15 protein-coding genes and 2 tRNA genes are annotated in these 25971 nt (G+C 33.9%); 8 read left to right on the plus strand and 9 right to left on the minus strand.

The features are described 5' to 3' along the window. Positions 1-31: 31 nt before the first annotated feature. Together arfB and JHL15_RS19555 are read right to left on the minus strand one after the other, a co-directional pair. Positions 32-424: an alternative ribosome rescue aminoacyl-tRNA hydrolase ArfB gene (gene arfB, locus JHL15_RS19550; RefSeq protein ID WP_200248521.1), complete on the minus strand. Its 393-nt coding sequence runs from the start codon at positions 422-424 to the stop codon at positions 32-34. Positions 425-441: 17 nt separating this feature from the next. Continuing rightward, positions 442-1458 carry an AMP-binding protein gene (locus tag JHL15_RS19555; RefSeq protein ID WP_200248524.1) on the minus strand — a complete coding sequence of 339 codons (1017 nt, stop codon included), beginning with the start codon at positions 1456-1458 and terminating at the stop codon, positions 442-444. A 99-nt stretch (positions 1459-1557) separates the two neighbouring features. On the opposite strand from JHL15_RS19555, the gene JHL15_RS19560 reads away from it, so the two are divergent. The 3 genes from JHL15_RS19560 (at position 1558) to JHL15_RS19570 (ending at position 3060) form a co-directional block, all read left to right on the plus strand. Then, positions 1558-1628 (plus strand) — tRNA-Gln (locus tag JHL15_RS19560). Between the two features lie 179 nt (positions 1629-1807). Then, positions 1808-1878, plus strand: a tRNA-Gln gene (locus JHL15_RS19565). Between the two features lie 411 nt (positions 1879-2289). Beyond that, the gene (locus JHL15_RS19570; RefSeq protein WP_200248527.1) at positions 2290-3060 is read left to right on the plus strand and encodes a hypothetical protein; all 771 of its coding nucleotides are present in this window, start codon (positions 2290-2292) and stop codon (positions 3058-3060) included. A gap of 313 nt (positions 3061-3373) precedes the next feature. On the opposite strand, the gene JHL15_RS19575 is transcribed toward JHL15_RS19570, so the two are convergent. The 4 genes from JHL15_RS19575 to JHL15_RS19590 form a co-directional block, all read right to left on the minus strand. Next, entirely contained in the window at positions 3374-4471 is a 1098-nt protein-coding gene (locus JHL15_RS19575; RefSeq protein ID WP_200248529.1) for an agmatine deiminase family protein, read from the minus strand. A gap of 4 nt (positions 4472-4475) precedes the next feature. After that, the gene (locus JHL15_RS19580) at positions 4476-5090 is read right to left on the minus strand and encodes a hypothetical protein (RefSeq protein WP_200248532.1); all 615 of its coding nucleotides are present in this window, start codon (positions 5088-5090) and stop codon (positions 4476-4478) included. 331 nt (positions 5091-5421) lie between these two features. Next, positions 5422-6855 (minus strand): amino acid permease, encoded by a 1434-nt coding sequence (locus JHL15_RS19585; protein ID WP_200248534.1) that lies wholly within the window; start codon positions 6853-6855, stop codon positions 5422-5424. A 116-nt stretch (positions 6856-6971) separates the two neighbouring features. Further along, positions 6972-7265, minus strand: a complete 294-nt coding sequence (locus JHL15_RS19590; protein WP_200248537.1) for a helix-turn-helix domain-containing protein — start codon at positions 7263-7265, stop codon at positions 6972-6974. A 195-nt stretch (positions 7266-7460) separates the two neighbouring features. Between JHL15_RS19590 and ccoN the strand changes: the two genes are divergently transcribed. From ccoN to JHL15_RS19615, 5 genes are all read left to right on the plus strand, one after another. Continuing rightward, entirely contained in the window at positions 7461-9740 is a 2280-nt protein-coding gene (gene ccoN, locus JHL15_RS19595; RefSeq protein ID WP_200248539.1) for a cytochrome-c oxidase, cbb3-type subunit I, read from the plus strand. Positions 9741-9759: 19 nt separating this feature from the next. Further along, on the plus strand, positions 9760-10647 hold the full coding sequence (locus JHL15_RS19600) for a cbb3-type cytochrome c oxidase N-terminal domain-containing protein (RefSeq protein ID WP_200248542.1): 888 nt from the start codon (positions 9760-9762) through the stop codon (positions 10645-10647). Positions 10648-10935: 288 nt separating this feature from the next. Continuing rightward, the gene (locus JHL15_RS19605) at positions 10936-15966 is read left to right on the plus strand and encodes a translocation/assembly module TamB domain-containing protein (protein ID WP_200248544.1); all 5031 of its coding nucleotides are present in this window, start codon (positions 10936-10938) and stop codon (positions 15964-15966) included. After that, entirely contained in the window at positions 15966-18296 is a 2331-nt protein-coding gene (gene tamL / locus JHL15_RS19610; RefSeq protein ID WP_200248547.1) for a translocation and assembly module lipoprotein TamL, read from the plus strand. Before JHL15_RS19605 ends, tamL begins: the two co-directional genes overlap by 1 nt. A 1-nt stretch (position 18297) precedes the next feature. After that, entirely contained in the window at positions 18298-19236 is a 939-nt protein-coding gene (locus tag JHL15_RS19615; RefSeq protein WP_200248549.1) for a YihY/virulence factor BrkB family protein, read from the plus strand. A 33-nt stretch (positions 19237-19269) separates the two neighbouring features. Here the strand turns inward: JHL15_RS19615 and argS are convergent, their stop codons facing one another. The 3 genes from argS to JHL15_RS19630 all read right to left on the minus strand — a co-directional run bounded on the left by argS (position 19270) and on the right by JHL15_RS19630 (position 25668). Further along, complete coding sequence (argS, locus tag JHL15_RS19620) at positions 19270-21036, minus strand: arginine--tRNA ligase (protein WP_200248550.1); 1767 nt, start codon at positions 21034-21036, stop codon at positions 19270-19272. Between the two features lie 168 nt (positions 21037-21204). Further along, on the minus strand, positions 21205-22632 hold the full coding sequence (locus JHL15_RS19625) for a SusD/RagB family nutrient-binding outer membrane lipoprotein (RefSeq protein WP_200248551.1): 1428 nt from the start codon (positions 22630-22632) through the stop codon (positions 21205-21207). Positions 22633-22644: 12 nt separating this feature from the next. Further along, a complete protein-coding gene (locus JHL15_RS19630) occupies positions 22645-25668 on the minus strand; it encodes a SusC/RagA family TonB-linked outer membrane protein (protein WP_200248552.1) in 3024 nt (1007 codons plus the stop codon). Positions 25669-25971 lie beyond the last annotated feature (303 nt).

Raw genomic sequence — 25971 nt, forward strand, 5'->3', positions numbered from 1 at the left:
GGCAAAATAGTACTTTTCCCTAAATGGCCAATTAAAACTTAAAACGTCTGCTTTCCTTTTTATCTGAAATTTTCTTCTTAGTATCAAGCCTTTTTTGTTTTTGGCCTTTTGATGGTTTGGTTGCGAGTCTTTTTTTAGGAATAATTAAAGCTTTATTTACAATCTCTATAATTTTTTCAATAGCCTTATTTTTGTTCATTAATTGGGTCCTGCTCTCAGAAACTGTCAAAAACAAAAGTCCTTCACTATTGATTCTATTTTTCAGCTTACTTTCAATTAATGCTTTTTCGTCTTCATTAAAAAATTCGGACGCTCCAACATTCCATAATACCGTAACAGCGGTTTCAACCTTATTTACGTTTTGCCCACCTGCCCCACTACTCCGTGAAGTTTTAAAATTAAGTTCTTTTGAAAAATCTTTCATGATTATAAATTTAAAGGCTACAGATTATTATTTATTAGCTTCTTTAGTTCGAGACGATTAACCTTTCCATTGGGAGTCCGGAGTATCTGATCAATAAACATAATCTTTTTAGGCTTATGAAATTTTTTTGTAAACTGCACATGAGATATTTTTTGTACCAATTGATCTGACTCTTCTCCTTCTATCACCAGTACAAGCTTTTGACCCAGACTTTCATCTTCTATTCCAAGAAATACAACTTCATTTGAAATTTCCTTTTTTACCAAAGCTTCCAATTCTTCAGGAAATATTTTAGCTCCACCAGAATTGATAACATGATCGATCCTGCCCAGGAATTTAAACTGATTCCCATTCTTAATATCAACTAAATCATTAGTTTGCAAAATCTCGTCATTGAGATTTGGGGCAAATATTTTTAAACACCCACGTTCATCTGTAGAGATAGTAACGTTTTCAAAAGCAGTAAAGTAATCTTCGGATTTGGGGGTCAACTGTTTTAAAGCAATGTGAGATAATGTTTCAGACATCCCATATGTTTCAAATACATTTGTACTGAGATTTGAGATTCTCTTTTTTAAATTTTCAGAAACAGATGCCCCACCAATAATTAAATTTCTTACAAGGTGAAGTTTATCTAATGAATTTTCAACCTGCAGCGGAGTCATTGCACAAAAATCTATTTCTGATTCTATATCTTTAAGAGGCTCTAAAGATGGTTCTGCTATCATTAACCTCATCTTTCTTTCATAAGAACGAACAAGCATCATTTTACCTGAAATATACTCTACAGGCAAACATAGTAACGCCTCATCATTTTCTTTCAATTGTAAAAAATCACATGTCATCCGTGCAGAATTCAACATTTTGTTTTTTTCAATTTCAAAAATTTTGGGAATACCTGTAGACCCAGAAGTCTGGACTTCGACCGTCTTTGAATCTGAAAGCCATTTTTCTAAAAAAAGAATCACTTTTTTTTCAAATTCTGTCTGAGAATGTAAATTATTAATTTTGAGATTATTGAAGTCTATCACCATGTTTACTGCAAATAAAAAGTGATGTAAATGTAAAAAAAAGTTTAAAAAGTTCTTGTATGTATAGAAAAAAGCTTTAAATTTGCATCACCAAAATAACACAGACCTATAGTGTAACGGTAGCACTCCGGTTTTTGGTACCGTCAGTCGGGGTTCGAATCCCTGTGGGTCTACAAACCACTCTTTTTAAGGGTGGTTTTTGTTTTTATATAACTCTCCTTCTTACCTTCTTTTATAAAGTATTAAATAACAATTATTTATTATTTTATTACTACATAATCGCAGATTTTTCCTCTTAGATTTTTGCATATATAGAAAAAAGTTATAAATTTGCACCACCAAAAAATAACACAGACCTATAGTGTAACGGTAGCACTCCGGTTTTTGGTACCGTCAGTCGGGGTTCGAATCCCTGTGGGTCTACAAACCACTCTTTTTAAGGGTGGTTTTTGTTTTTTTATTACTATTCACTTTTTAAATTTCTTTTTTAATAGATTTAAAATCTAAATAGATATTTTCCTCCAAAGAGAAACCACTTCTGAATACCCATTCAAAATTCCCAATTATTACAAATATATTCTCCACCTTAATAAGTGAACAAATTTCATCACTAATAAAAAAAGCAAAAATTATATATAGCTTATAGATTAATCATACAAACAAACAACATAAAAAACTTATTTTCAACAAATAATAACCTTATTAACATAAAAAAAGACATACATAAAACAAGATTAAAAGCTTGGACAATAGAATTATTTTAATTTTCTTTAAATCATTAAATATTGCGCAATTATTTAAAAACACAAAGTATAACAGAAAAAAATTATTAAAATGAAAAAATTATTTAACATTTTAGCTTTTGTATGCTTAGCTCTATTTATTGTATCGTGTAGCAATAGTGATGACACATTAGGCACATCTAATGAAACATCTTCAAGTTTGATAACTAATAAAAAAAGTAATAATTTAAGTTATCAAAATGCAGTGGATTTAGGAAAACAACACAATTTAGGCCTAAGTGATATTTTAAAAAAATTACAAGAAAATACCAACCCCTCTTTGTCTTCCAAGGATGTTATTAGAAAAGCCATTGAGGACAAAAGAACTAAAGAAATCCTAAATGGAGAATTTCAAATTAATTTTGATGTTGAAAACCCCGACTTAGAATTACTATTAGCCAAGACCGAAAATAAACTTTTAAAAAATATCTATAATGAAACATTAAATGAAATTAACACCTCACAATCAGTACCTGATTTTAATAGGTTTTGTAAAAATCAAATAGCATTTATTGATAAAAATCTAGAAGGTGATGAAAAATTTATGGCACAAGCATTCATTGAGGTAAGTAAAAATTCCTTTCAATATTGGGCCCCTAAAGAAATCGGAGGAACTGGTGAAGGACAGGAGTTTTTAAAATATACCTCCAACACTTCTAAAAAAGTAAATTGGAGAAATGTAATTAGAAATGACGGCATAGGTCTTGGAGTAGCATTTATTGGAAATTCAATAGCTTTAGCATTTGGCCCAATGGGAGGAGCTGCGTATATTGCAGGCCTAGCTTGGGGCACTATTTCATCATCAGCATTTGGAGGGTTTTAATTACATAAAAGATGAATAAAAAATTAATCATAATCCTTTTAACTTATTTAGTCATTGGATTTTTGTTAACGGGAGCTTTTCTATCTTTGAAAATTTATACTTCCTTAGAAAGTAATATACTGATAGATATAGCTTTAATGAAAAAGCTATTTTTTAAAAGCCTGATTCAGTCTTATGTAGTAATACTTTTCCCTTTTGGATATGTTTTTTACAAAAATTTGAAAGCAACCAATTATTCTCCCTAACTATAAATATGATAATAGGCTTCCTTGAAAGCCTATTATCTTAACTATAACTAATAAATATCTTTTTACTAAAGCCCAATTGGCTGCTGTTGTGTAACACAATGAACCATTCCTCCATTTTCATATAAATTCCTTACGTCAATTCCTATTACCTTCCTATTCGGATATTGCTTCTGAATAATATCATTCGCAATTTTATCATTAGGATCACCATAATTAGGAACCAGCACAACATTGTTTGCCACATAATAATTTACATATGAACCCTTGTCCTCCAACTGTTTTCCATAAGCCGTTTTTACTTTGTTTTTTGTAGCAGGAACATAGATTTTCTTGTATTCCTTTCCTTCAACATTAGTTGCTGTATAAAGTGTACTAATATCCTTATCTGAAAGCCCTAACTCAAGTAAATCTTCTTCATCCATCGTAATCATGGTATTATGATTAATAAATTTCATAAACCCATCAATATGCATATCCGTGACATCTAAACCTGTAACACCATCCAACCAGATTACCTTAGAGACTCCGTAATAGGTTTCAAACATTTCTTCTGCTTCCTGTTGAGTGATCCCTTTAGTTCGGATCGCACCACTTTTCTGACTGATCATTGAACTTTTACAAGCCATCAAAACACCATTCCCATCAGTTTCTACCGCACCTCCTTCATTTACCATTTCTTCATTTAAATTAACGACTTTTACACCTAGGTCTTTTCCGATCAACTCTGGAATTTTATCACAGTTTTCAGAATCAAATTTATCTCCCCAACCGTTAAATCCCCAATCTTCGATCAATAACTTACCTTTATCGTCTTTTACGAAAATAGGTCCATTATCTCTTACCCAAACGTCATCAGTCGGATAAATTTTAAAATCAATATTTTTTAATGGTACAGCATTCTTTTCTAAAATTCCTGTAATCCTTTTCTTCTCTGCATCATCATAAGCGATAATGTGAACTTTTTCATTACCCTGTAGTGCTTTGGTCATATCAATCCATGTTTGTTCAACCCTTTCACGATAGGTTTTTCCATGTTGATAATGATGTGACCATTGGAGCCAGGTTCCTTCATGAGGTGATGATTCCTCGGGAAAATGATACGTTTGTGACATACAAAACATTGAACTTAATGTTACAATAAAAGTGAAAAATTTATTATTCATACTATTAAAATTTCTTTCCTATAAATACTCCAAAATCGAAACTAGTTTCAAAATTGCTTCCTGTTTGGGAGATGGTACTTCCTATACCAAACTGGACTTTTTTTCTAGTCTCCAATCCTAATCTTACAACCTGATTGCTACTCTGGTGTTGTTTAAAACTGAAATCAGATTCTATAATCAACATGCTGTAAAAATTAAAACGATCATTAATTTTAGGCGTATATTCCATTAGTGTATAAAGCCCCAACCCCATCTCTTTGCTATCAAAAGAATACGTTAATGAAGGGAACAGGCTGATCCCAAAATCTGTTTTTTCCTTTGTAAATGCTAATCCTACAGATGGCATCACATCTTCATTAGAAATATGAACTCCTGCTGAGGCACCCCAGTTTTTTACGATATGATAATTAAGATTTTGATAAACTTCTGCGTTTACTTTTTTAGATTCATAACCATAAGAAACATTTCCTAAAGCAAAATAATTCCATTTTGTTTTAAAATCTTTGTCAAAAATCCCCAAAACCTCTGTTTCTTTTACTCCCGTATATCCTTGAATGGAAACCTGTGCTTCCGCATAACAGGAGTATAGCATCATAAGGGAAAATAATATTTTTTTCATGAGTTGTATTTTCTAATTTTTATAAAATAAATTCCTGAACTGTGAAATTTACTTCGGCAAAATTAGCCCATCAAAAAAAATATAAGTTGTCCTAAAACGACAATCTCGTTTCTACATTAGAAAATGAATATCCCGAAAAATTTAATTAAAAGGATATCAGTTTTACATAAAGTTACCAAAATGATTTTTAATTTATAGATAAAAAAAAGACAGATAAGAATCTGTCTTTAGTATATAATTTTAAGGTGTTTGATAATACATCATATCCTTTTTTATGAGAAGCATTTTAGAAAGATCAGAGTATTTTCCAATTTTTCCATCAGATTACTATTTAGTTTTTGGGTTTATATAATTTATACATGATAAATAAAAAGGTTAACCAGACAGGTATCAAAATCACTTGAATTTCCATTCCCGTGAAACACATTAATCCTAAGATAATAAGTAAAAAGACAATACAGATGTAATTGGACACAGGATAAAATATAGAGGGAAATTTTGTTGTAATCCCTTCTTTAACTTTACTTTTTCTAAATTTCAAATGGGTATAGCAGATCATCAGCCAGTTGATAATAAGAGTGGAAACCACCAAAGCCATCAAATATTCAAATGCCTTTTCCGGAACCAATTTATTAATAATAATACAAATACCTGCAAAGCAAGAAGAAACGATAATTGCATTAGTAGGTACATGATTTTTATTCAGTTTCATTAAACCTTTTGGAGCATTTCCTTGTTGTGCTAATCCAAAAAGCATTCTGCTGTTGCTATAAACACTACTATTATAAACAGATAAAGCAGCCGTTAAAACAATTAAATTAAGAATATTAGCTATCAATGAATTAAACTGGATCGTTTTTCCAAAAATACTAAACTCAAATCCATTCAGGTTTTGAAATACCATCACAAAAGGACTGGATCCTTCTGTAATTTCTCTCCAAGGGCTTAACGCAAACAAAATCACCAAAGCTCCTACGTAGAAAATTAAAATTCTGTAAATAACCTGGTTGGTAGCTTTTGGTATTGTTTTTTCAGGGTTTTTAGCTTCTGCCGCAGTGATTCCAATTAATTCTAATCCTCCAAAAGAAAACATAATCATTGCCATTGCAGCAAAAAGTCCTGTATAGCCATTTTCATTTTTATTAAACCATCCTTTTGGAAAAAATCCACCGTCATTCCATAAATTCTGAATGCTGGCTTTATCTCCTCCTGTCCCGCTCACCAAAAGATAAATACCAAAAACAATCATAGCAACAATCGCCACTACTTTGATAATTGAAAACCAAAATTCTGTTTCTCCATATACTTTTACAGAGGCGAGATTAAGGGCGTTGATGAGAACAAAGAAAACCAAGCTGGAAACCCAAAGTGGAATTTCCGGCCACCAGAAATGAATATAATGTCCAATAGCTGTAAGTTCAGCCATACTTACGAGAATATAAAGAATCCAGTAATTCCATCCGGAAGCAAAACCTGGAAAATTTCCCCAGTATTTATAAGCGAAATAACTAAAGCTTCCCGAAACGGGTTCCTGAACTACCATCTCACCAAGCTGGCGCATAATAAAGAAGGCAATTATTCCTGCAAGGGCATACCCTAAAATAACTGATGGACCAGCCAAGACTGCAGCAGGACCAATTCCAAGAAACAATCCTGTTCCGATAGCACCACCAAGGGCAATTAATTGAATATGTCGGTTAGTAAGTCCTCTAACCAAGGATGAATTTTCCTGAGAATGATGTTCAGTTTTTGCTTCTTCGCTCATAAAAAGAATTTGGCCCTAAATATATAAAACTTTAGAGAAATTAACCTTCTATGAAACTATAAGAACTTCAAACCATTCATTTTTAAATAATTAAAACCAAAAAGACATGAAATTCTCTATAAATATTCCTTTGGAATTGAGATATTATTCTTTTTTAAGTACTCTAAAAGTGACTGATACTTGTCTTCATTCCCTTCTGTCCCACATTTGTGAGAGATACTGCAAATATCTGATGGCTTAATTTCAAGAATACTTGAAATCTTATTTAGGATATCAAAATTGATCTTGACTTTAGAATTTTCAATATCAGAATAGGCCTTTTGTGAAATCTCCATTTCAAAAGCCATATACTCCTGTGTCAAATCTTTACTTCTCCGTATTTTTCTGATGTTCTGCCCACATATTTTCATTGCATTTGTTTTAGTAGTTTTTGGTATAGTTTAGAAGAGTATCTACTAGCCTCTAACAAAGTTAATAAATACCTTTGGCAAAACATTATACACGTTACATGATATTTATTTCGTAATCGAATTTAGCTTCAAAATATAAGAAAAAGAACTGCTAACGATCATAAATATTATTTCTGTACAACAACTATTGGAATTATGGAGACGCAAAAATTTAATTATGACAATACTATTGTCAGAGCATTTCTCTATGCTACTATTGCATTTGGCCTGGTAGGTTTTTTACTGGGACTAACGGCGGCATTAATGCTTTTCTATCCTGAATTGCCTGAATTTTTATTTGGAACCGATGATACAACGATCCAGAGTTTAAGAAGTGGTAACATTCAGGGACTAATCAATACACAAGGAGCAATGGGGTTCGGAAGAATCAGAATGTTGCATACCAGTGCTGTCATTTTTGCATTTGTCTGTAATTCATTTTTCTGCGGTGCTTACTACAGCATGCAGCGATTATTAAAAACAAGAATGTACAGTGATACACTTTCATGGATTCATTTCTGGTCATGGCAGATTATGATTGTGAGCGTCGTTATTACCTTCTTAATGGGAATCAATACTTCTAAAGAATATGCGGAACATGAATGGCCAATCGATATATTGATCGCTTTCTCATGGATTGTTTTCGGTATTAATATGTTTGGAACGATTGCCATAAGAAGGGTAAGACATCTTTATGTAGCTATTTGGTTTTACATTGCAACATGGATTGCTGTAGCAATGCTTCACATTTTTAACAATCTTGAGGTTCCTCTCTCATTTACAAGTTGGAAATCATATTCGGTATATGCCGGAGTAAAAGATGCCCTTGTACAGTGGTGGTATGGACATAATGCAGTTGCATTCGTATTGACAACTCCGGTTTTAGGACTAATGTATTATTTTATGCCTAAAGCTGCCAACCGACCTGTTTTTTCTTACAAACTTTCAATCATTCACTTTTGGTCATTGATCTTCGTGTATCTCTGGGCAGGACCTCATCACCTTCAGTATACAGCACTTCCAGCGTGGGCTCAGGCTGTGGGAACAGGCTTCTCTATCATGCTTATCGCACCATCCTGGGGAGGTATGCTTAATGGGCTTCTTACACTAAGGGGAGCCTGGGATAAAGTGAGAGAAAATCCTATTTTAAAATTCTTTGTGGTTGCTGTGACCTGTTATGGGATGGCCACTTTTGAAGGACCTCTATTAGCTACAAAATCATTAAATAAAATAGGGCACTATACCGACTGGGTAATTGGTCATGTACACTTAGGTGCATTGGGATGGAACGGATTTATGGCATTCGGGGTTATTTATTATCTGATTCCAATGATGTGGCGAACCGAACTTTGGTCTAAAAAACTAGCCAACTGGCATTTCTGGTTAGGAACTTTAGGCATTATATTCTATGCAGTACCGATGTATATTTCCGGATTTACACAGGGGTTGATGTGGAAACAATTTAATCCTGACGGAACTCTATTATGGAAAAACTGGCTGGACACCGTTACGGCAATTATCCCCTATTTCAAAATGAGATTTCTTGGTGGTGTTCTTTATCTTTCAGGAGCTATTTTAATGGTAATTAATGTTATCAAGACAATCAAAGCAGGATCATTCCAGAAAGAAGTCCCTGCGGAAGCACCAGCTTTAGCTCATATCGGAAGTCACAGAAAAGAAGGCGAAGGAGCTCACCTTTGGCTGGAAAGAACACCTAAATTACTTTCTATACTGGCTTTTGTTGCCATTTCAATAGGGGGCCTTGTGGAAATTGTTCCTACTTTAACTATAAAAAGCAACCTTCCTCAGATCACTGCTGTAAAACCCTATTCTCCATTGGAACTGGAAGGACGCGATCTCTATATCCGTGAAGGCTGTAATTCCTGTCATTCCCAAATGGTAAGGCCATTCAGAGATGAGGTAATGAGATTTGATGGTAAAAACGGACAGTATTCAAAAGCGGGAGAATTTGTATATGACAGACCTTTTTTATGGGGATCTAAAAGAACAGGACCCGACTTACATAGAGAAGGAAGCAGAAATCCGGATTCATGGCATTTTAAACACATGTACAATCCAAGAATTACTTCAGCGGGTTCTATTATGCCTCGTTTCCCATGGTTGATCACAAATAAACTTGACCGCTCTGAAATGGTGGATAAAATGAAACTGATGAAAAACACTTTTGATATTCCGTATACCAAAGCCGAAATAGATTCAGCCAATCAATGGGCAGATAACCAATCTAAAGCAATCGTAAAAAGAATTTATGCTGAAGCAACTGACGTTAGGGACCAGGTGCAGAAAGATCAAACAACAAAAGGTTCAGCATTCATTCCTCTTGAGCAAAGAGAAATTATAGCCATGATCGCTTATCTTCAAAGACTGGGTACTGATATTAAAACCACGGACATTAAAACAGCAAGTGTAGACTAATTATTAAAATGAACGTAAAATGAAAACAAGAACACCCATTTCCATATATATCATTGTAACCATAGGTTTGACTATTATGGCGTTCGAGATGTTTGCTCAGGATTCCGGTTATTTTACTTCTCCTTTTTTCTGGGCTTTGTTATTAATTGCGACAATCCTGCTTTTAATTATGAACACTATCGGAGACCTTGTTGAAAATGAAACCTTCAGTAGATTAACAGAAACTGAGAAGAAAGCATATCTTGAAGAAAAAAGCATTCCTTTTTATCAAAAACTATGGAATTCGGCTGTGAAAAAGCAATCACAAACTGAAGAAAAAGATATTCTTATAGACCATGGTTTCGATGGAATCACTGAACTTGATAATTCCTTACCCAAATGGTGGATCGGACTATTTTATTTTGGAATCATTTTTTGCGCTGTGTATATGTTTGCATTTGCTTTTACAGATTATGCTCACCCAGATGCGGAATATGATAAAGAAACTAAATTCATGCTGGCTTCTATTATAGAATATGAAAAAAATGCCCCTACCATCAATCTTGAAACAGCAAAATATAATGCTGATTATATCACAGAGGGTGAACAACTTTTCAAAACCAATTGTGTAACCTGCCATGGAGATGGTGCAAGAGGTGGAATTGGTCCTAATCTTACGGATACTCATTGGATCAATATTAAAGAAAAAAGCCTTTTTAAAAATGTTTTCTGGATGCTGGAAAATGGTTCTCCAAACAACCCAACCATGAGACCTTTTATTAAGGAAGGAACCATTACAGGCAGAGATGCCGAAAAAATTGCATCTTATATCTATCATATCAATCAGGAAAAAACACCTGTTACAGAAGCTCAGGGTGGTGCTGCCCCTCAAGGAGAAGAGGTAAAATGGGAAAATAACAATCAATAAATCATTCAACTAAACACATCAATCCATAGTAGCCCCCTTTGAATACTAACTAACATTAAACTTCATTTTCTACTACCTTTTCATACTTGAAAAATGAATTAAAAGGGGGCTTTTTAAAGAAAAAAATAAATCCTTGTTTTGGCTGTTGTCTCAACTATTCACTTCACTTCGACTCAACTAAAATTCCATAAATGACAGCCAAGGCAGGATTTTTGCATGCTCAATAGGGTACCACATCAGGTAATTTTTTAAATAGTATCATTATCTTTGTTATAAACCCTATTCCATTTGAAACAAAAAATTAATATAAAAAAACTCCTGAGGCGTATTGTCATAACCATTATTTGTATATTGGTTTTTGTCACCCTTCTTATACTTAGTCTACGCCTTCCGGCAGTTCAAAACTTCATCAAAGACAAGCTTGTTGTCTATCTCGAAAAAAAAATCAAAACAAAAGTCAGCCTTGAAAAGGTATATGTAGGATTCCCTAACAGTCTTGTTATGGAAAATCTATATTTAAAGGGGCAGGACGTCGATACTCTTCTTGCAGTCAAAAAACTGGATGTGGGCTTGAATATGCTTAAACTTATCAATTCTACAGCAGATATTACTTCTGTAGATCTAGAGGGTGTACAAGCAAATGTGGTAAGAAAAAAGGACGGAAAATTCAATTTTGATTACATTATTGATGCCTTCGCTACTTCGGATAAAGAAGAGAGTTCTTCCAAACCATTTATTATTTCTCTTGATAAAATTAAATTAAAAGATATTGGAGTTACTTTTAATGATCTTCAATCAAAAAATGATATTAAACTCTACTTTAAATCTTTTGATACAAGGGTAAAAACTTTTGATTTAAATAAAAACTCTTATGCCGTTAATGATATTAATCTTGATGGATTAAAACTAAAATTAAAACAGGGTATCGTAGAAGAGGTATCAAAGAAGGTTGAGAAAAAGGTAGATTCCCTTAACCAGAAAAAATCAATGAATATTGGGTTAAGGGGAATTAAATTAACCAATTTTGATATTGACTATGGTGATGATAATACGAAGACTTTTGCAAAGGTTTTATTTAAAGAATTAAGTACAAAAGTCAATAAGCTTGATCTTGATAATAATTCTTACAATGTATCCAATCTGGTTCTTTCGGGAGCAGATATTAATGCTAACCTTTATCTGCCTGCTCAAAATGCCAATCCAAAAAATTCAAAGGAAGAGGCTAAATCTACTCCGGATTCTGATAAAGAAAAAGCAATGAAACTGCTTTTGGGTAAAATGGTTCTGAATGATGTAAAAGTAGCATACAACAATACTGCTATTGCTCCAACAAAACAGGGAATGGATTTTAATCACCTCAACTTTTCAAAAATGAATGTGGAGGTCCATAGTTTCAAAATGGAAAATAATACGTTCGCAGGAAAGGTAAATTCAGCAGAAATTCAGGAAGGCCGTGGTTTGGATATCCAGAAATTCAATACTGATTTTGTATACGGAGAAAGACAGGCTTATCTTAAAGACCTATATCTACAGACTCCAAAAACAATTTTACGGGATGAGGTTATATTGGAATATAATTCAATAGAGCAATTAAGTTCAAATCTCGGAGCGGTCAAAATATCAGCTAATATCCGTGATTCTAAAGTAAGCTTTACCGATATTTTGAATATCGTTCCAACTTTACGTAATACGGTCCCATTTAATAAATACCCGAATGCAACACTTGCTGTAAACGCCAATGTAAAAGGGAGTGTCAATGATCTTTTGATTCAGAATTTCAAACTTTCCGGATTGGATCAGCTAAGAGTTGCTGCGTCTGGGAGAATTAGAAATGCAATGAACCCTGATCAGCTTTACTATGATCTTAAAATTGGAGAACTTTCGTCTTCTGCCAAGACAATCTTTAACCTCGTTCCCAAAAATACAATTCCTTCCAACATTTCCCTACCCTCGAATTTCAGTATAAAGGGAACAGCGAAGGGAACCACTAAAATGGTTGATACTAATCTGAATCTTTATTCAACACTCGGAAATGCTGCAATTATTGCTGAAGTGGATATGCGAAGAAAGAATCATGAATTGTATAATATCAAAGCAAACCTTCAGGGAATACAAGTCGGAAAAATTATTCAGAATAAAGATATTGGTTCAATTACAGCACAGATTTCCGCAAAAGGAGAAAGCTTTGACTTTAAAAGAGCAAAAGCAGATCTTACTGGACATGTTGCTTCTGCAACCTACAAAGGTTATCAGTATCGCGATATGAATCTAACCGGAAAAATAAATAATGGTGCTTACCATATTCTTTTAGATTCAAGGGATCCGAATGCTAATTTGAAATTAACTGCTTCAGGAGTTTATGATGAAAAAAATCCAACGGTAAAGATCAATGGAGACATCATCAAAGTTGATCTCAACAAACTTGGTTTTTATGAAAAACAAATGATTATTGGTGGAAAAATAGATGGTGATTTCACCAATCTTGATCCAGATCATTTGAACGGGTATTTAAATCTTCAAAACTTTGCATTCTCAGATACTAAAGAAGTATATCCGATCCAGGAAGTTCATTTGAATGCCAGATCTGCTAATGACTCGACGAACATTGTTTTCAACTCGCAGATCGCTGATGTAGAACTGAAAGGAAAATATAAATTGAGCCAGATCTTTGGATCTTTAACTCAAACCATCAATCAATACTATCAGTTCCAGAAACCTGACAAATCTCAAAAAGTAGATGCAGGACAATATTTTACCTTCAATGCAAAGATTAAAAATGATGACCTTATCAGAAAATTTGTTCCTGATCTGAAAAGTTTTGAAACGATCAATTTAGTTGGAAACTATAATGCAGATTCTCATAAAATTGAGATCGATGGACAGATCCCACAGCTATTATATGGTGAAAACTCAATTGAAAATGCATCATTGAAAGTTACTAATGAGAATGATGCATTACAGTATAATCTCAATGTAGCAGCTTTAAAAAGCTCTAGCTTTGCATTAAATAAAGTTAATATTGGCGGCGATGTTTCAGACAATACGATTAATTACAATATCACAACCAAGGATCAAAAAGATGTCACTCAATTCCTGATTGCAGGAAATGCAAAATCGCTAAATGATATAACAGAAGTTTCCCTAAATCCAAATGGTTTAAAATTAAATTATAATGATTGGACAGTAGCCGAAGGAAATAAAATTCAGATCAGCAGCAAAGGAATTATAGCCGATAATTTCAAACTATCGAATTCAGGAAGTGAAATTTCTTTACAATCTGAAGGTAATTCGCCAAACAGCCCTTTGAATATCTCACTGAAAGATTTCAAGATTGAAACGGTTACTGAGATCATCAAAAAAGATTCTCTTTTGGCCAAAGGAACGATCAATGGAACAGCTCAGCTTCGGGATCTGACGAAGGACATGACATTCACCTCTGATCTTAATATTTCAGATCTTTTTGTATATGGAAATCCTATCGGGAATCTTGCAGTAAAGGTAAACAGCACCTCAGCTAAACTTTTAAATGCTGACATTGCATTATCCGGTAATGATAATGATGTAAAAATTATAGGAGACTATAATACTTCTTCCAGCACGTTTGATCTTAATATGGCCATCAATAAACTCCAGATGAAAAGTGTCCAGGGGTTCTCTATGAATGCGGTTACCAATACAGAAGGTTATCTTTCAGGAAATCTCAAAATAACCGGAAATACCGACAAACCTAACATCTTAGGTAAAGTAAAATTTAATAATGTGGGACTTGAAATTGCTAAAACAGGAAGTGATTTCAGAAAACTAAACGATGAGATTGATTTTACCAACAGGGGAATAGAATTTAATAAATTCAAAATTAATGATAAGGATGGAAATGCTCTTGTAGTAGACGGACAGGTTCTTACTCAAACTTACAGGGATTTCGCATTTAACCTGGATGTAAATGCTAAAGATTTTAAAGTAGTAAGCTCTGAAAAGTCGAATGATGCCATGATGTATGGAATTCTTGCTATTGATGCAGGATTACACATTCGTGGAAATCTAGACCTTCCAAAAGTAGACGGTAAATTAGCTGTTGCTGATAATACTGATTTTACTTTTGTCCTTCCTCAATCCAGTCCATCATTACAGGAAAGAGATGGGATTGTAGAATTCGTAGATCAGGATCAGGTAGTTTTAAACAAAACTATTAAAGCCGATTCTTTGAAAGCTCAAAGTCGCATCAAAGGGATGGATGTAAGTGTAAACATTGAAGTAAGTAAAGAAGCTAAAATGTCGATCGTTATTGATAAAGCAAATGGTGACTTTGTAAAACTCCAGGGAGAGGCAGAATTAACGGGAGGAATTGATCCATCCGGAAAAACGACTCTTGTTGGCGTTTATCAAGTGGAAAAAGGTTCTTATGAACTTTCTGTGAGTTTACTTAAAAGGAAATTTGATATCCAGAAAGGAAGTACCATCACATGGACTGGGGAACCAACCGCAGCCATTATGGATATTACAGCTATTTATAAAACCGAAACGGCCCCTATCGATCTTGTTGAGCAACAGGTAAGTGGTGATGCTGCTGTATTGAATCAATTTAAACAAAGAATACCTTTCAATACACTACTAAAAATGAAAGGTGAATTACTAAAACCACAGATTACATTCGATATTACAACAGATAAGAAAAATAATTCTGTTTCATCAACCGTAACAGATGCAGTGGATCAAAAACTAACACAGCTAAGAACACAGGAATCTGAAATGAATAAACAGGTTTTTGCATTATTATTACTAAACCGTTTTATAGGAGAAAACCCTTTCCAAAGCGGCGCAGGAATGTCCGCAGAAGCAATGGCAAGGCAAAGTGTAAGTAAGATTCTTTCACAACAGCTGAACAACCTTGCTTCAGGCCTAATAAAAGGAGTAGATTTAAATTTTGGTCTCGAATCTTCTGAAGATTATTCTACTGGACAAAAAAATACCAGAACAGATCTCAACGTAGATATTAGCAAAAGACTCTTGAATGATAGGCTTAAAGTATCTGTAGGAAGTAATTTCGGTCTGGAGGGTGATGCAAGACAAAATGAAAGTACGACTAATATTGCAGGAAATGTTACAGTAGATTACAGTCTTTCCAAAGATGGAAGATATATGTTGCGAGCCTATCGTAAAGATGAATATCAGGTGGCTTTACAAGGACAGATTATTGAAACAGGAGTTGGTTTTATCATCACATTGGATTATGATAAATTCCGGGATATTTTTCAAAAATCCAGAAAAGACAGATCTAAAAAAGAAAACAAGAATAACCAAGTAGTAGAATTTAAATAATGGGAAACAAATTCAATACATATCTGAAATATTTTCTTTACTCTGGAATTACAGTGGTTACTCTTTCATGCAGCAATACAAAATACCTTAAGGAAGGGCAAATGCTCTATACTGGTGCAGAAGTAAAAATTGAAAACGACACTATTCCGAAAAAAGAAAAAAAAGAACTCCAAGCAGCTCTGGAGGAAAATTTAGTTCCAAAACCCAATTCAACAATTTTAGGGCTACGTCCGAGATTGTATTTTTATAATATTGCTAAAGAACCGAAAAAAGACAAAGGTTTCAATTATTGGTTAAAATATAAAGTCGGTGAAAAACCGGTCTTACTTGGTGATGTTGATCGTGAATTCAATAAAGACATTATCGTTAATTATTCTGAAAACAAAGGATATTTTAACGCTAAAGCAACTTATGATACAATTTCCAAAAATAAAAAAGCAAGGGTAATCTATACTTTAAGACCTGGTGCTCAATATTTGATCAGTGATGTAAAATTTCAAAAAGATTCTACATTAGTTAATCAGGAAATTCAGAATTTAAAAGATAAAACTTTTCTTAAAAATGGAAACCCTTTTGATCTAGGTGTCATCAAAGCCGAGCGGGACCGGATTGATAATGGTTTGAAAGAAAAAGGATTTTATTATTTCCATTCTGATAACATCATCGTTCAGGCCGACAGTACAGTTGCAAAAAATCATAAAGTTGAACTTAATGTAAAACTAAAAGAAGACACTCCGGATTTAGCCACTCAGCAATTCGGGATCGATAAGGTAATTGTTTTCCCTAATTATAACCTTCAGGATGTTAAGAATGGCAAATACAGTGTTCCGATGAACTCTGATTCTCTTTCAAAATATGCTTATGATGACATTTATGTGATCGATCCGCAGCATAAATTTAAACCGAAAATCTTTGACAGGGCATTATATTTCAAGAAAGGAGATTTATATAACCGAACCAATCATAATCTGTCTCTGAATCGTTTGATAAGTTTAGGAGTTTTCAAATTCGTGAAGAATGAATTCATTGTTTCAGATTCTTTACAGCATAAGTTTGATGCATATTATTTATTAACCCCCAGAGAAGTACAATCTCTTCGTTTAGAAGCTTTAGGGAGAACCAATTCTGCAAGCTTTGCCGGTAGTGAATTGAATTTAAACTGGACCCACAGAAATTTCTTCCGGGGAGCTGAACAGTTTAAAGCAGCAGTTTATGGGGCCTTTGATGTACAAATGGGAGGTCAGTCACAAGCTAAGAATATGTATCGTGCCGGAGCCAATGTTCAGCTATCCATTCCTAGAATTGTTGCACCTTTCAGATTCAATTCTTCCAGTGCTTTTGTTCCAAGAACCAATATCAGCTTAGGGTATGAATTTCAAAATCGTACTGATTACTACACACTTAACAATTTTACAGCTTCTTTTGGATATGTGTGGAAAGAAAATGCAAGAAAAGAACATGATTTAAAGGTACTTGATATTACTTTAGTTTCTCCAGCCAATGTTACTGATCTATATCATGCTGAGACTAACGGAAGGCCATATTTAGAAAGAGCTGTTCAGAAACAACTTATTTTTGGTCCTACTTATTCTTATACCTATACCAACACTATGTTGGCAAAGCCAAATACCATCTATTATAAAGGTACACTTGATTTGGCGGGAAACATTACTGGTTTAGTGACAGGTGCTAATGCAAAAAAAGGTAAGCAGAAAGAAATTTTCGGAGTACCATTCAGCCAGTATGCAAAAATGGAAAATGACTTCAGATTCTATCATAAATTTTCTGAGAAAACTAATTTTGCCTCACGAATTATTGCGGGTATTGCCTATCCTTATGGAAATTCAGATCAGATTCCTTTTTCCAGACAATTTTTTGTGGGAGGTAGTAATAGTATCCGAGCATTTCGGGCCAGAACTTTAGGACCTGGAAGTTATGATCCCAGAGGGTTAGATCAGAATTTTGCTTTTGACCAGTCCGGAGATATTAAGTTAGAAATGAATGCAGAATATAGGGCTAATCTTTATAAGTTTTTAAATGTCGCTGCATTTGTAGATGCCGGAAACGTTTGGTTGATTAATGACAAGAAAAATGAAAGACCTGGAGGGAAGTTTTCTAAAGATTTTTTAAGTGAAATAGCTGTCGGTGCCGGAGTTGGTCTAAGACTTGATTTCTCTATTTTAATTCTAAGGCTCGATTTAGCAATGCCAATACGTGTTCCTTATTATGAAAAGGGAGACAGATGGACTTTTAACAGGATTAACTTTGGAGACAGCAGCTGGAGAAAAGATAATTTAGTTTTAAATATCGCAATCGGATATCCATTTTAATATGATCAATAATATAAAATTTTTCTGGGAGGTTTTGAAAGACACGTTCACGGAATGGAACACTTCTACCGCATCAAGAGATTCGGCCAGTCTTGCCTATTACGCCATCTTTTCTATCCCGGGATTATTAATTATTATTATATGGATAGCGGGTAACTTTTTTGGTGAAGAAGCTATCCGCGGGCAGATCAGTACTCAAATCAGTGGATTAATGGGAACCGACGTAGCCAAAAGTGTAGAAAGCATGATTGCAGGAGCACTGATTGATAAGCAAAATATTTTCATGAAGGCAGTAGGGATAGGCTCTTTAGTTTTTGGTTCCACTACTCTATTTTTCCAATTACAACATTCTTTAAATACTCTTTGGGATGTACAATCAGCACCCAAAAAGGCATTGATTAAATTCCTCCTCGATAGAGCGAATTCCTTAGGAATGATCCTTATTTTGGGTTTTCTATTAATGATCACGATGATTCTTTCCTCAGCCATAAGTCTTTTCAATACTTGGATTACGAATTATTTTGGGTTTGAAACGTATATGCTGGTGGAGTTGGTCAATTTTGCGGTTGGTTTTGCTCTGGTTATGCTGTTATTTGCATTGATGTTCAAATTCCTTCCAGATGTTCAGATCAGCTGGAGACCAGTATGGAAAGGAGCTATATTAACAACGATTTTATTTACCCTGGGTAAGTTTTTATTAAGTCTCTATTTCAGCAATTTTAAACCTACCTCAACTTTTGGAACAGCAGGAACTGTCATCCTTATTATGATGTGGATCAACTATTCCTGCATGTTGATATTTTTCGGCGCCGAATTTACCAAAGTGTATTCGTATAAAAGAGGTTATAAAATTATACCTTCCAAACATGCAAAATGGAGTGATGCCAAATTGTATGAAGACAGTCACAAAGAACAAACCACACAAAACGAATCGACATAAAAAAAGCCTCTTGGAATTCAAGAGGCTTATATTTTACATTCTGTTTACGGTTCCTATTCCCAGTAATCGTAACGATTTTTTTATAGTCTGTGCTGTCAGATCTGATAGATTCAAACGGGTTTGCTTTAAATCTCCTTCTTCCAGTTTTACAATCGGAGTACTTTGATTTTGATAAAATGAATTGTAAGATTTTACCAGATCATATACATAATTAGCAACTAAAGCGGGGCTTAATGCTTCAGCAGCTCTTTCTACAACTGCTTTATAATTGGCTAACAGCATAATCAATTCTTTCTCAAATTGATTCAGATTCACTTCCGCAGCTTCTTTATATTCGTAATTCGCTTTTGTTAATAAAGATTGAATTCGGGCATAGGTGTACTGAATGAATGGTCCAGTATTTCCATTGAAATCGACACTATCAGCAGGATTAAATAACATCTTCTTTTTTGGATCCACTTTCAGCATGAAATACTTTAATGCTCCCAAACCTACAGTTTCATATGATGCTTCTTTATCTTCATCGGATAAGTGCTCGAGCTTGCCCAGCTCCTGAGCCTTAAACTTAGCCGTCTCATACATTTCCTGCATTAGATCGTCAGCATCTACTACTGTTCCTTCACGTGATTTCATTTTTCCTTCCGGAAGTTCTACCATTCCATAAGACAAATGGAATAATTGATCAGCCCATGAATATCCTAATTTCTTTAAGATTTTGAATAAAACCTGGAAATGATAATCCTGTTCATTTCCTACGGTATAAATGAGTTTCTGGATATTATTATCTTTAAATCTTTCTACCGCTGTCCCTAAATCCTGGGTCATATAAACAGAGGTTCCGTCTGAACGTAACAAAAGTTTTTGATCCAATCCTTCATCTGTAAGGTCACACCAAACTGATCCATCTTCTTTTTGATATAAAATACCTTTTTCCAATCCTTCCTGGATAAGATCCTTTCCTAAAATGTAGGTATTGCTCTCATATTGAACCTGATCAAAATCAACTCCCAGTCTTTTATACGTTTCATTGAATCCTTTATAAACCCAAGAATTCATTTCCTTCCAAAGATTTCTGACTTTTTCATCTCCATTTTCCCAGTCCAATAGCATTTTCTGAGCTTCCTTCATTAATGGGGCTTCTTTTTTAGCCTCATCTTCTCCTATTCCTCGTTCAACAAGATCTGAGATTTCTTTTTTATAATTTTTATCGAATTCTACATAATAGTTTCCAACAAATTTATCTCCTTTTATGTGAGTCGTTTCCGGAGTCTCCCCATTTCCAAACTTTTCCCAAGCCAACATCGACTTGCAAATATGAATCCCTCTGTCATTAATGATCTGTGATTTGATCACATCATATCCAGCCTCTTTAAGAATTTGAGCAACAGAGAATCCCAACAAATTATTTCTGATATGCCCTAAATGTAAAGGCTTGTTGGTATTCGGTGAAGAATACTCTACCATTACAGTAGCATCTTTTTTATCTATTTTTGAAAAACCTTCAGCTACAGATCTGAATTGATTAACAAAAAATTGGTTTTTCACTTTAACATTCAAAAATCCTTTAACCACATTAAAGCTTTCAAACAAGTCAGTTTGTGCCGTTAAAGATTCACCCAACTCTATTCCTATACTTTCAGGATTCTTCTTAAGTTGTTTTACTAATGGGAATGTAACAATCGTAAAGTCTCCCTCATATTCAGTTTTATTTTCCTGAACCTCCAGATTGATATCTTTCAACTGATATACATTTAGAATAACCTCTGAAAGTTTTTCCTCAATTATATTTTTAATATTCATGTAATTACTTTTATCTTTTTCGTCTAGGTAGGATAACACAGACAATTTTACTTTCACTATGAAATATTTCTTGAAGATATTTCATAGTGAAATTTCGAAATACAAATATACGGAAATAAAAAAACCGCCCGAAGGCGGTTTTAAGTGAATGTGAAATATATTAGAATACTAAAATTTGTCCCAGAATAACTTTGTCTGAAGCTTATCTCCTCCAATAGCAGCAGCAGCCTGATTATAATTACTACCATTTAAAGTAGTTTCGCGTACTGGATAAGTAAATCGGTTTGGTACAGGAGTTTTTGTTGCTGCAGGTAATCTTAATGCAGGGTTGTCATATTTCCTCCAGACACTCCATGCTTCGAACCCTCGATTATACATTGCAATCCAGAATTGTTTCCCTATTTTCTCTTTCCATGTCCCAGATGCAGTAGCATAATTTACATTAGTCTTAGCAAGGTAAGTTGCTATATCGGCAGAATCTATACCCCAATATTCCATGTTTGCAATAATTCCTTGTGTATAATAAGCCGCTGCAGGTAAAGAAACATTATATCCTCTCTCCTTCGCTTCAGCAAGCAAAAATGAAATTTCAGAATAATCCATTAAGTTTCCATTCAGATCTGGTTTAAAAAAAACTTTCCCAATATGGGTATAATCTGTATAAGTATTAAAACTTCCATAAATTCCCCCTACATAAGGAACCTTATTATTATCAAAAAACACACTTCTTCTAGGATCTTGTAAATTATTTAAATAGTCTACAAAAGTATCTGCCGGAACAAAATCCTGTCTTCCACTTAAAACCAAATCGGCATACAATGGATTAGCATTAGCAATATTACTTTCGTATCGGAGAATAAAGTTGTCTTGATTAGAAGAAATCAACCCTTGTGCAAAAGCTGCCTCTGCTTCTGTCTTTGATAATGATGGGTCAGCATCCGCTATTCTCATAGCTAATTTAAATCTTAGCGAAGCAGCTAATTTTTTCCATTTGGTATGGTCTCCATCAAAAACAAAATCTTTTTCAAAACCAGTCGACTTAAAATCAATATCACTATAAGCTTTTGTAATTTTTAATAACAGATCTTTATAAATAGTAAAAGCATCATCATAAGCCGGCAAAGTTCCTTCAACTCCCTGTAATGCTTGTGAGTAAGGAACATTACCAAATACATCAACCAATTGCTGCCACGTATAAACTTCAATAATTGAAATGTAGGCAGTTTGATTTTTTTTCTGCCCCAATGTAAGTTTAGGATCTTTATTAATAAATTCCTTGGCTTGTTTTAAATTATAAAGAACTTTCGTATAGAGAATGTTCCAATGATTATCCGGAATACTTCTGTTCCTTATACTATAATTAGTTTCATCGACATACTGAGTCTGTGTCCATTGCTGAGCAAAGAGTCTAAATACATTTCTATTTACATTGGTATTACCCATTTGGTCAAAAAGGCTTTTCACCCCATTTGTAAAAAGAAAACTACCAGGGACTTCTGCAGGGTTCTTGGGATCTTTATTTAAGTTTTCATAATCTTCATTAGTACATGAAAACAGCGACAAGCTTATCAATGATCCTATTATTATTTTTTTCATTTTTTTTAACTTTTAAAATTCAACTTTTATACTTGCTCCAATTTCTCGCATAGATGGATGAGCACCATTCTGAAAACCTAATGCATTCCCGGAACTCATTAAAGCTTCAGGATCGGCATATGGTAAATTTTTATGAATAATCCATAGATTTCTTCCAATTAAAGAAAGGGTCATGCTGTCTATAAAAGAATTTCCGAAGGTTTCTTTAGGTAGTCTATAGGAAATTGTTACGTTTCTAAGTTTTACAAATGAACCATCATAAACATGCATAGCTTCAGGTCCTCCATAATAACCATAAGGGTTTCTATAATTGGTAAATCCTGTTCTTGTGTTATTAGCAGTTCCATCGGCTTTTACGCCTGGTAAAATAACTCCACCTCCATTTGCAATAGTGTTTCTTATAGGATTACCCAAATCATTAAGCCCAGCAGTTTCTTTATATAATCCTGTAGCAAGACCAAATGCCATATCTTGTGAATACACATCACCTCCTTTCTTAACATCAATTAAAAAGCTTAGACTTAAGTTCTTATATCGAATAGTATTGATAATACTTCCTCTCCAGTCCGGTACAGCATCCCCAATTTTTTCTTGTGGATTACTGCTAATCATATACTTACCATTATCGTCTACTACGCGTTGTCCATTCATGTAGACATAATTAGTTCCTCTAATTGTCCCGGTAGATTCTCCCAACATAGCTCCCGAAGTAACATTCCACATCGAAGCAAATGGTAAAAAATCAGTTTCTCCATAAATATTAGTAACCCTTGATCTATTTTTAGACCAGTTGGCAGTTACCTCCCATGAAAATTTTGTACTTTTTATTGGGACAGCAGTTAATCTTGCTTCAATACCTCTATTTTCGATATCACCCGCATTTACCCATCTACTTGTAAAACCTGATGCTCCTGAAATGTTGGTAGGAGTAATCAAATCCTTGGTTCTTTGTTGATAGACTGAAACATCAAAACTTAATCTATTTTTAAAGAAACCCATTTCTAAACCAGCTTCCATCTCATTCATCATTTCTGGTTTTAGGTTTGGATTTGCAGCTACGTCTCTTACACTTGCATTAAATGATCCATTAAATGCAGGATTAAAAACATATGTATTTAACAGATTATAGGGCCCTGTATCATTCCCTACCACTGCATAATTAAAACGAACTTTACCAAAGCTTATTTTATTTTTATTCGCCAAAAGTTCAGAAAAAACAAAACTCAATGAACCTGAAGGGTACCAATATGTATTATTGTTGGTTGGCAAAGTTGATGATCTATCTCTCCTAATCGATCCATCTAAGAATAACATATTTTTATACCCTAAACTTGCTTGGGCAAATATCCCATCTACGCTTTTATTTTCGTCGAAATCATTAACATTTACTTCTGTCAAAGGTTCTGCACTATTTGTGATAGAATATAACCCTGGCACCTTCAAGCCTCCATTTGTTACTCCTGAATTACCATATCTTCCATTTCTTCTAAGATTAAAACCTATATTTCCGTTAAGGTTAAAATCTGCTCCCAGATCTTTGTTAATATTTAAAATAGCATCATAATTCATTTCATAAACCTTATGATTCATAAAGTAATATTCACCTCTCCCTCCATTATTGCGACGTCCTTGATTAGAAGAACCAATAGCAACTCTTTCTTGTCTAAGCTCATCAAAAGTATCAAAAGTGTATCTTCCCATAAAGCTTATCCAGTCTGTAATCTTATAGTTAAATCCAAAATTTCCAAAGTATCTGTTTCTTGTATCTGACTGATAATTCTGGTATCTATTGAAGAAATAATTATCCGTATATCCTACTTGCTGCTTCGTATAATCCTTGATATTCCATGTCATATTTTGACCTGTTAGGTTGTAAGCCTCTCTTTGTTTATCCATATCTACAGACATATTCCACCATTGCCTGAATCCCTGCATCGGATTTCGTGATTCATATCCTGTATAAACCCTACCTCTCCCATTAGTATTTACATAACTGATATTACCGAAAATATTCAACTTCTCTGTAAAATTATAATCCGCCGCAAAGTCAATTGTATTTTTTCTTATTTCACTATTGTCCAGAGCACCTTCTTGGATAAAATTTGTAAATCCTAGCCTGTATTTCCCTTTTTCATTTCCAGCGGAAAAAGCAATTGAATTTTGAAATGTTGCAGCTGTATTCCAAATAGAATTAGGATCTTTTCCCGCTACCCATGGCGTTGTTTTCAGATAGCCTGGTAATTGTGGATATTGAGAATCCCAATTATAAACTTTTACATTCGGATCAAAGCGTGTCCCAAACGAGGCATCATCATAAGTATATACTATATTGTTTTCCACAACACCATCTCCGTTGATATCACCACTATAAAAAGAGCTTCCTGTGTAACCACCTCCATACTCATGTTGGTATTTAGGAAGCGTAGACCTATCAACAAATCCTAATGTAGTTGAACTGTTAAATTCTATTCCAAGCTTTTTGCTTTTTTTACCTTTTTTGGTGGTAATCATTACTACTCCGTTCATTCCTCTTGAACCATATAAAGCACTTGCTGCGGCTCCCTTTAAAACGTTGACACTTTCAATATCATTAGCATTAAGATCAGCCAATCCGTTTGAGTAGTCATATCCACCACCACCAGAGCCTATTCCACTCTGATTGAAAGTCTCATTATTAATAGGAGTTCCATCTATTACAATAAGAGCTTGATTACTAGAGGTTAGTGACTTAATACCTCGAATGACCATATTGGTGGATCCACCCATCGTTCCAGATTGAGTAATGTTTAAACCTGCAACTTGCCCTGCCAGTGCATCAGAAACATTGGCTACAGGAACTGCAGAAATTTGCTCACCCTTAACTTCCTGTGTTGAATAACCTAAAGATTTCTTTTCTCTTTTAATTCCAAGAGCTGTAACAACGACACCTTCAATGTTTTGTGTTCTTACTGTATCATTCTTTCCCTTCTGTCCATATGATACAGCTAGGGATGAAGACAATACAAGTGTAAGAACACCTGCTGTAGTTTTCTTCATATCAATTAATTTTTTTTGCCTCACAAATTTGTTAAACTTTCGTTAACAAGGCAAAAGAAAATGGCGCAAAATTAACAAATACTCAGAAACAATTAATTTAAACGTATTTTTTATTAATATTTTACACCAATAATTAATAAATTAATAAATATAAATAAGTCAAAAACACTAATGATATTGTAAAAATGGAACATCAAAGAGGGAAAATTGTATCCTAACCCAAAAGGATATTAAGATCTTTTATCAAACAATTAAGGTAGACTCCTAAAATTAATACCAATATCATAAATGTCATTTTTATTA

The organism is Chryseobacterium paridis (assembly GCF_016595215.1).
Classification (GTDB): domain Bacteria; phylum Bacteroidota; class Bacteroidia; order Flavobacteriales; family Weeksellaceae; genus Chryseobacterium; species Chryseobacterium paridis.

Excerpts from the sequence above, each read along its gene's own strand:
- JHL15_RS19570 (WP_200248527.1), top strand. The coding sequence starts at position 2,290 with ATGAAAAAATTATTTAACATTTTAGCTTTTGTATGCTTAGCTCTATTT.
- JHL15_RS19615 (WP_200248549.1), top strand. The coding sequence starts at position 18,298 with ATGATCAATAATATAAAATTTTTCTGGGAGGTTTTGAAAGACACGTTC.
- JHL15_RS19585 (WP_200248534.1), bottom strand. The coding sequence starts at position 6,855 with ATGAGCGAAGAAGCAAAAACTGAACATCATTCTCAGGAAAATTCATCC.
- JHL15_RS19580 (WP_200248532.1), bottom strand. The coding sequence starts at position 5,090 with ATGAAAAAAATATTATTTTCCCTTATGATGCTATACTCCTGTTATGCG.
- JHL15_RS19575 (WP_200248529.1), bottom strand. The coding sequence starts at position 4,471 with ATGAATAATAAATTTTTCACTTTTATTGTAACATTAAGTTCAATGTTT.
- JHL15_RS19630 (WP_200248552.1), bottom strand. The coding sequence starts at position 25,668 with ATGAAGAAAACTACAGCAGGTGTTCTTACACTTGTATTGTCTTCATCC.
- JHL15_RS19555 (WP_200248524.1), bottom strand. The coding sequence starts at position 1,458 with ATGGTGATAGACTTCAATAATCTCAAAATTAATAATTTACATTCTCAG.
- JHL15_RS19590 (WP_200248537.1), bottom strand. The coding sequence starts at position 7,265 with ATGAAAATATGTGGGCAGAACATCAGAAAAATACGGAGAAGTAAAGAT.
- JHL15_RS19600 (WP_200248542.1), top strand. The coding sequence starts at position 9,760 with ATGAAAACAAGAACACCCATTTCCATATATATCATTGTAACCATAGGT.
- argS (WP_200248550.1), bottom strand. The coding sequence starts at position 21,036 with ATGAATATTAAAAATATAATTGAGGAAAAACTTTCAGAGGTTATTCTA.
- tamL (WP_200248547.1), top strand. The coding sequence starts at position 15,966 with ATGGGAAACAAATTCAATACATATCTGAAATATTTTCTTTACTCTGGA.
- ccoN (WP_200248539.1), top strand. The coding sequence starts at position 7,461 with ATGGAGACGCAAAAATTTAATTATGACAATACTATTGTCAGAGCATTT.
- arfB (WP_200248521.1), bottom strand. The coding sequence starts at position 424 with ATGAAAGATTTTTCAAAAGAACTTAATTTTAAAACTTCACGGAGTAGT.
- JHL15_RS19625 (WP_200248551.1), bottom strand. The coding sequence starts at position 22,632 with ATGAAAAAAATAATAATAGGATCATTGATAAGCTTGTCGCTGTTTTCA.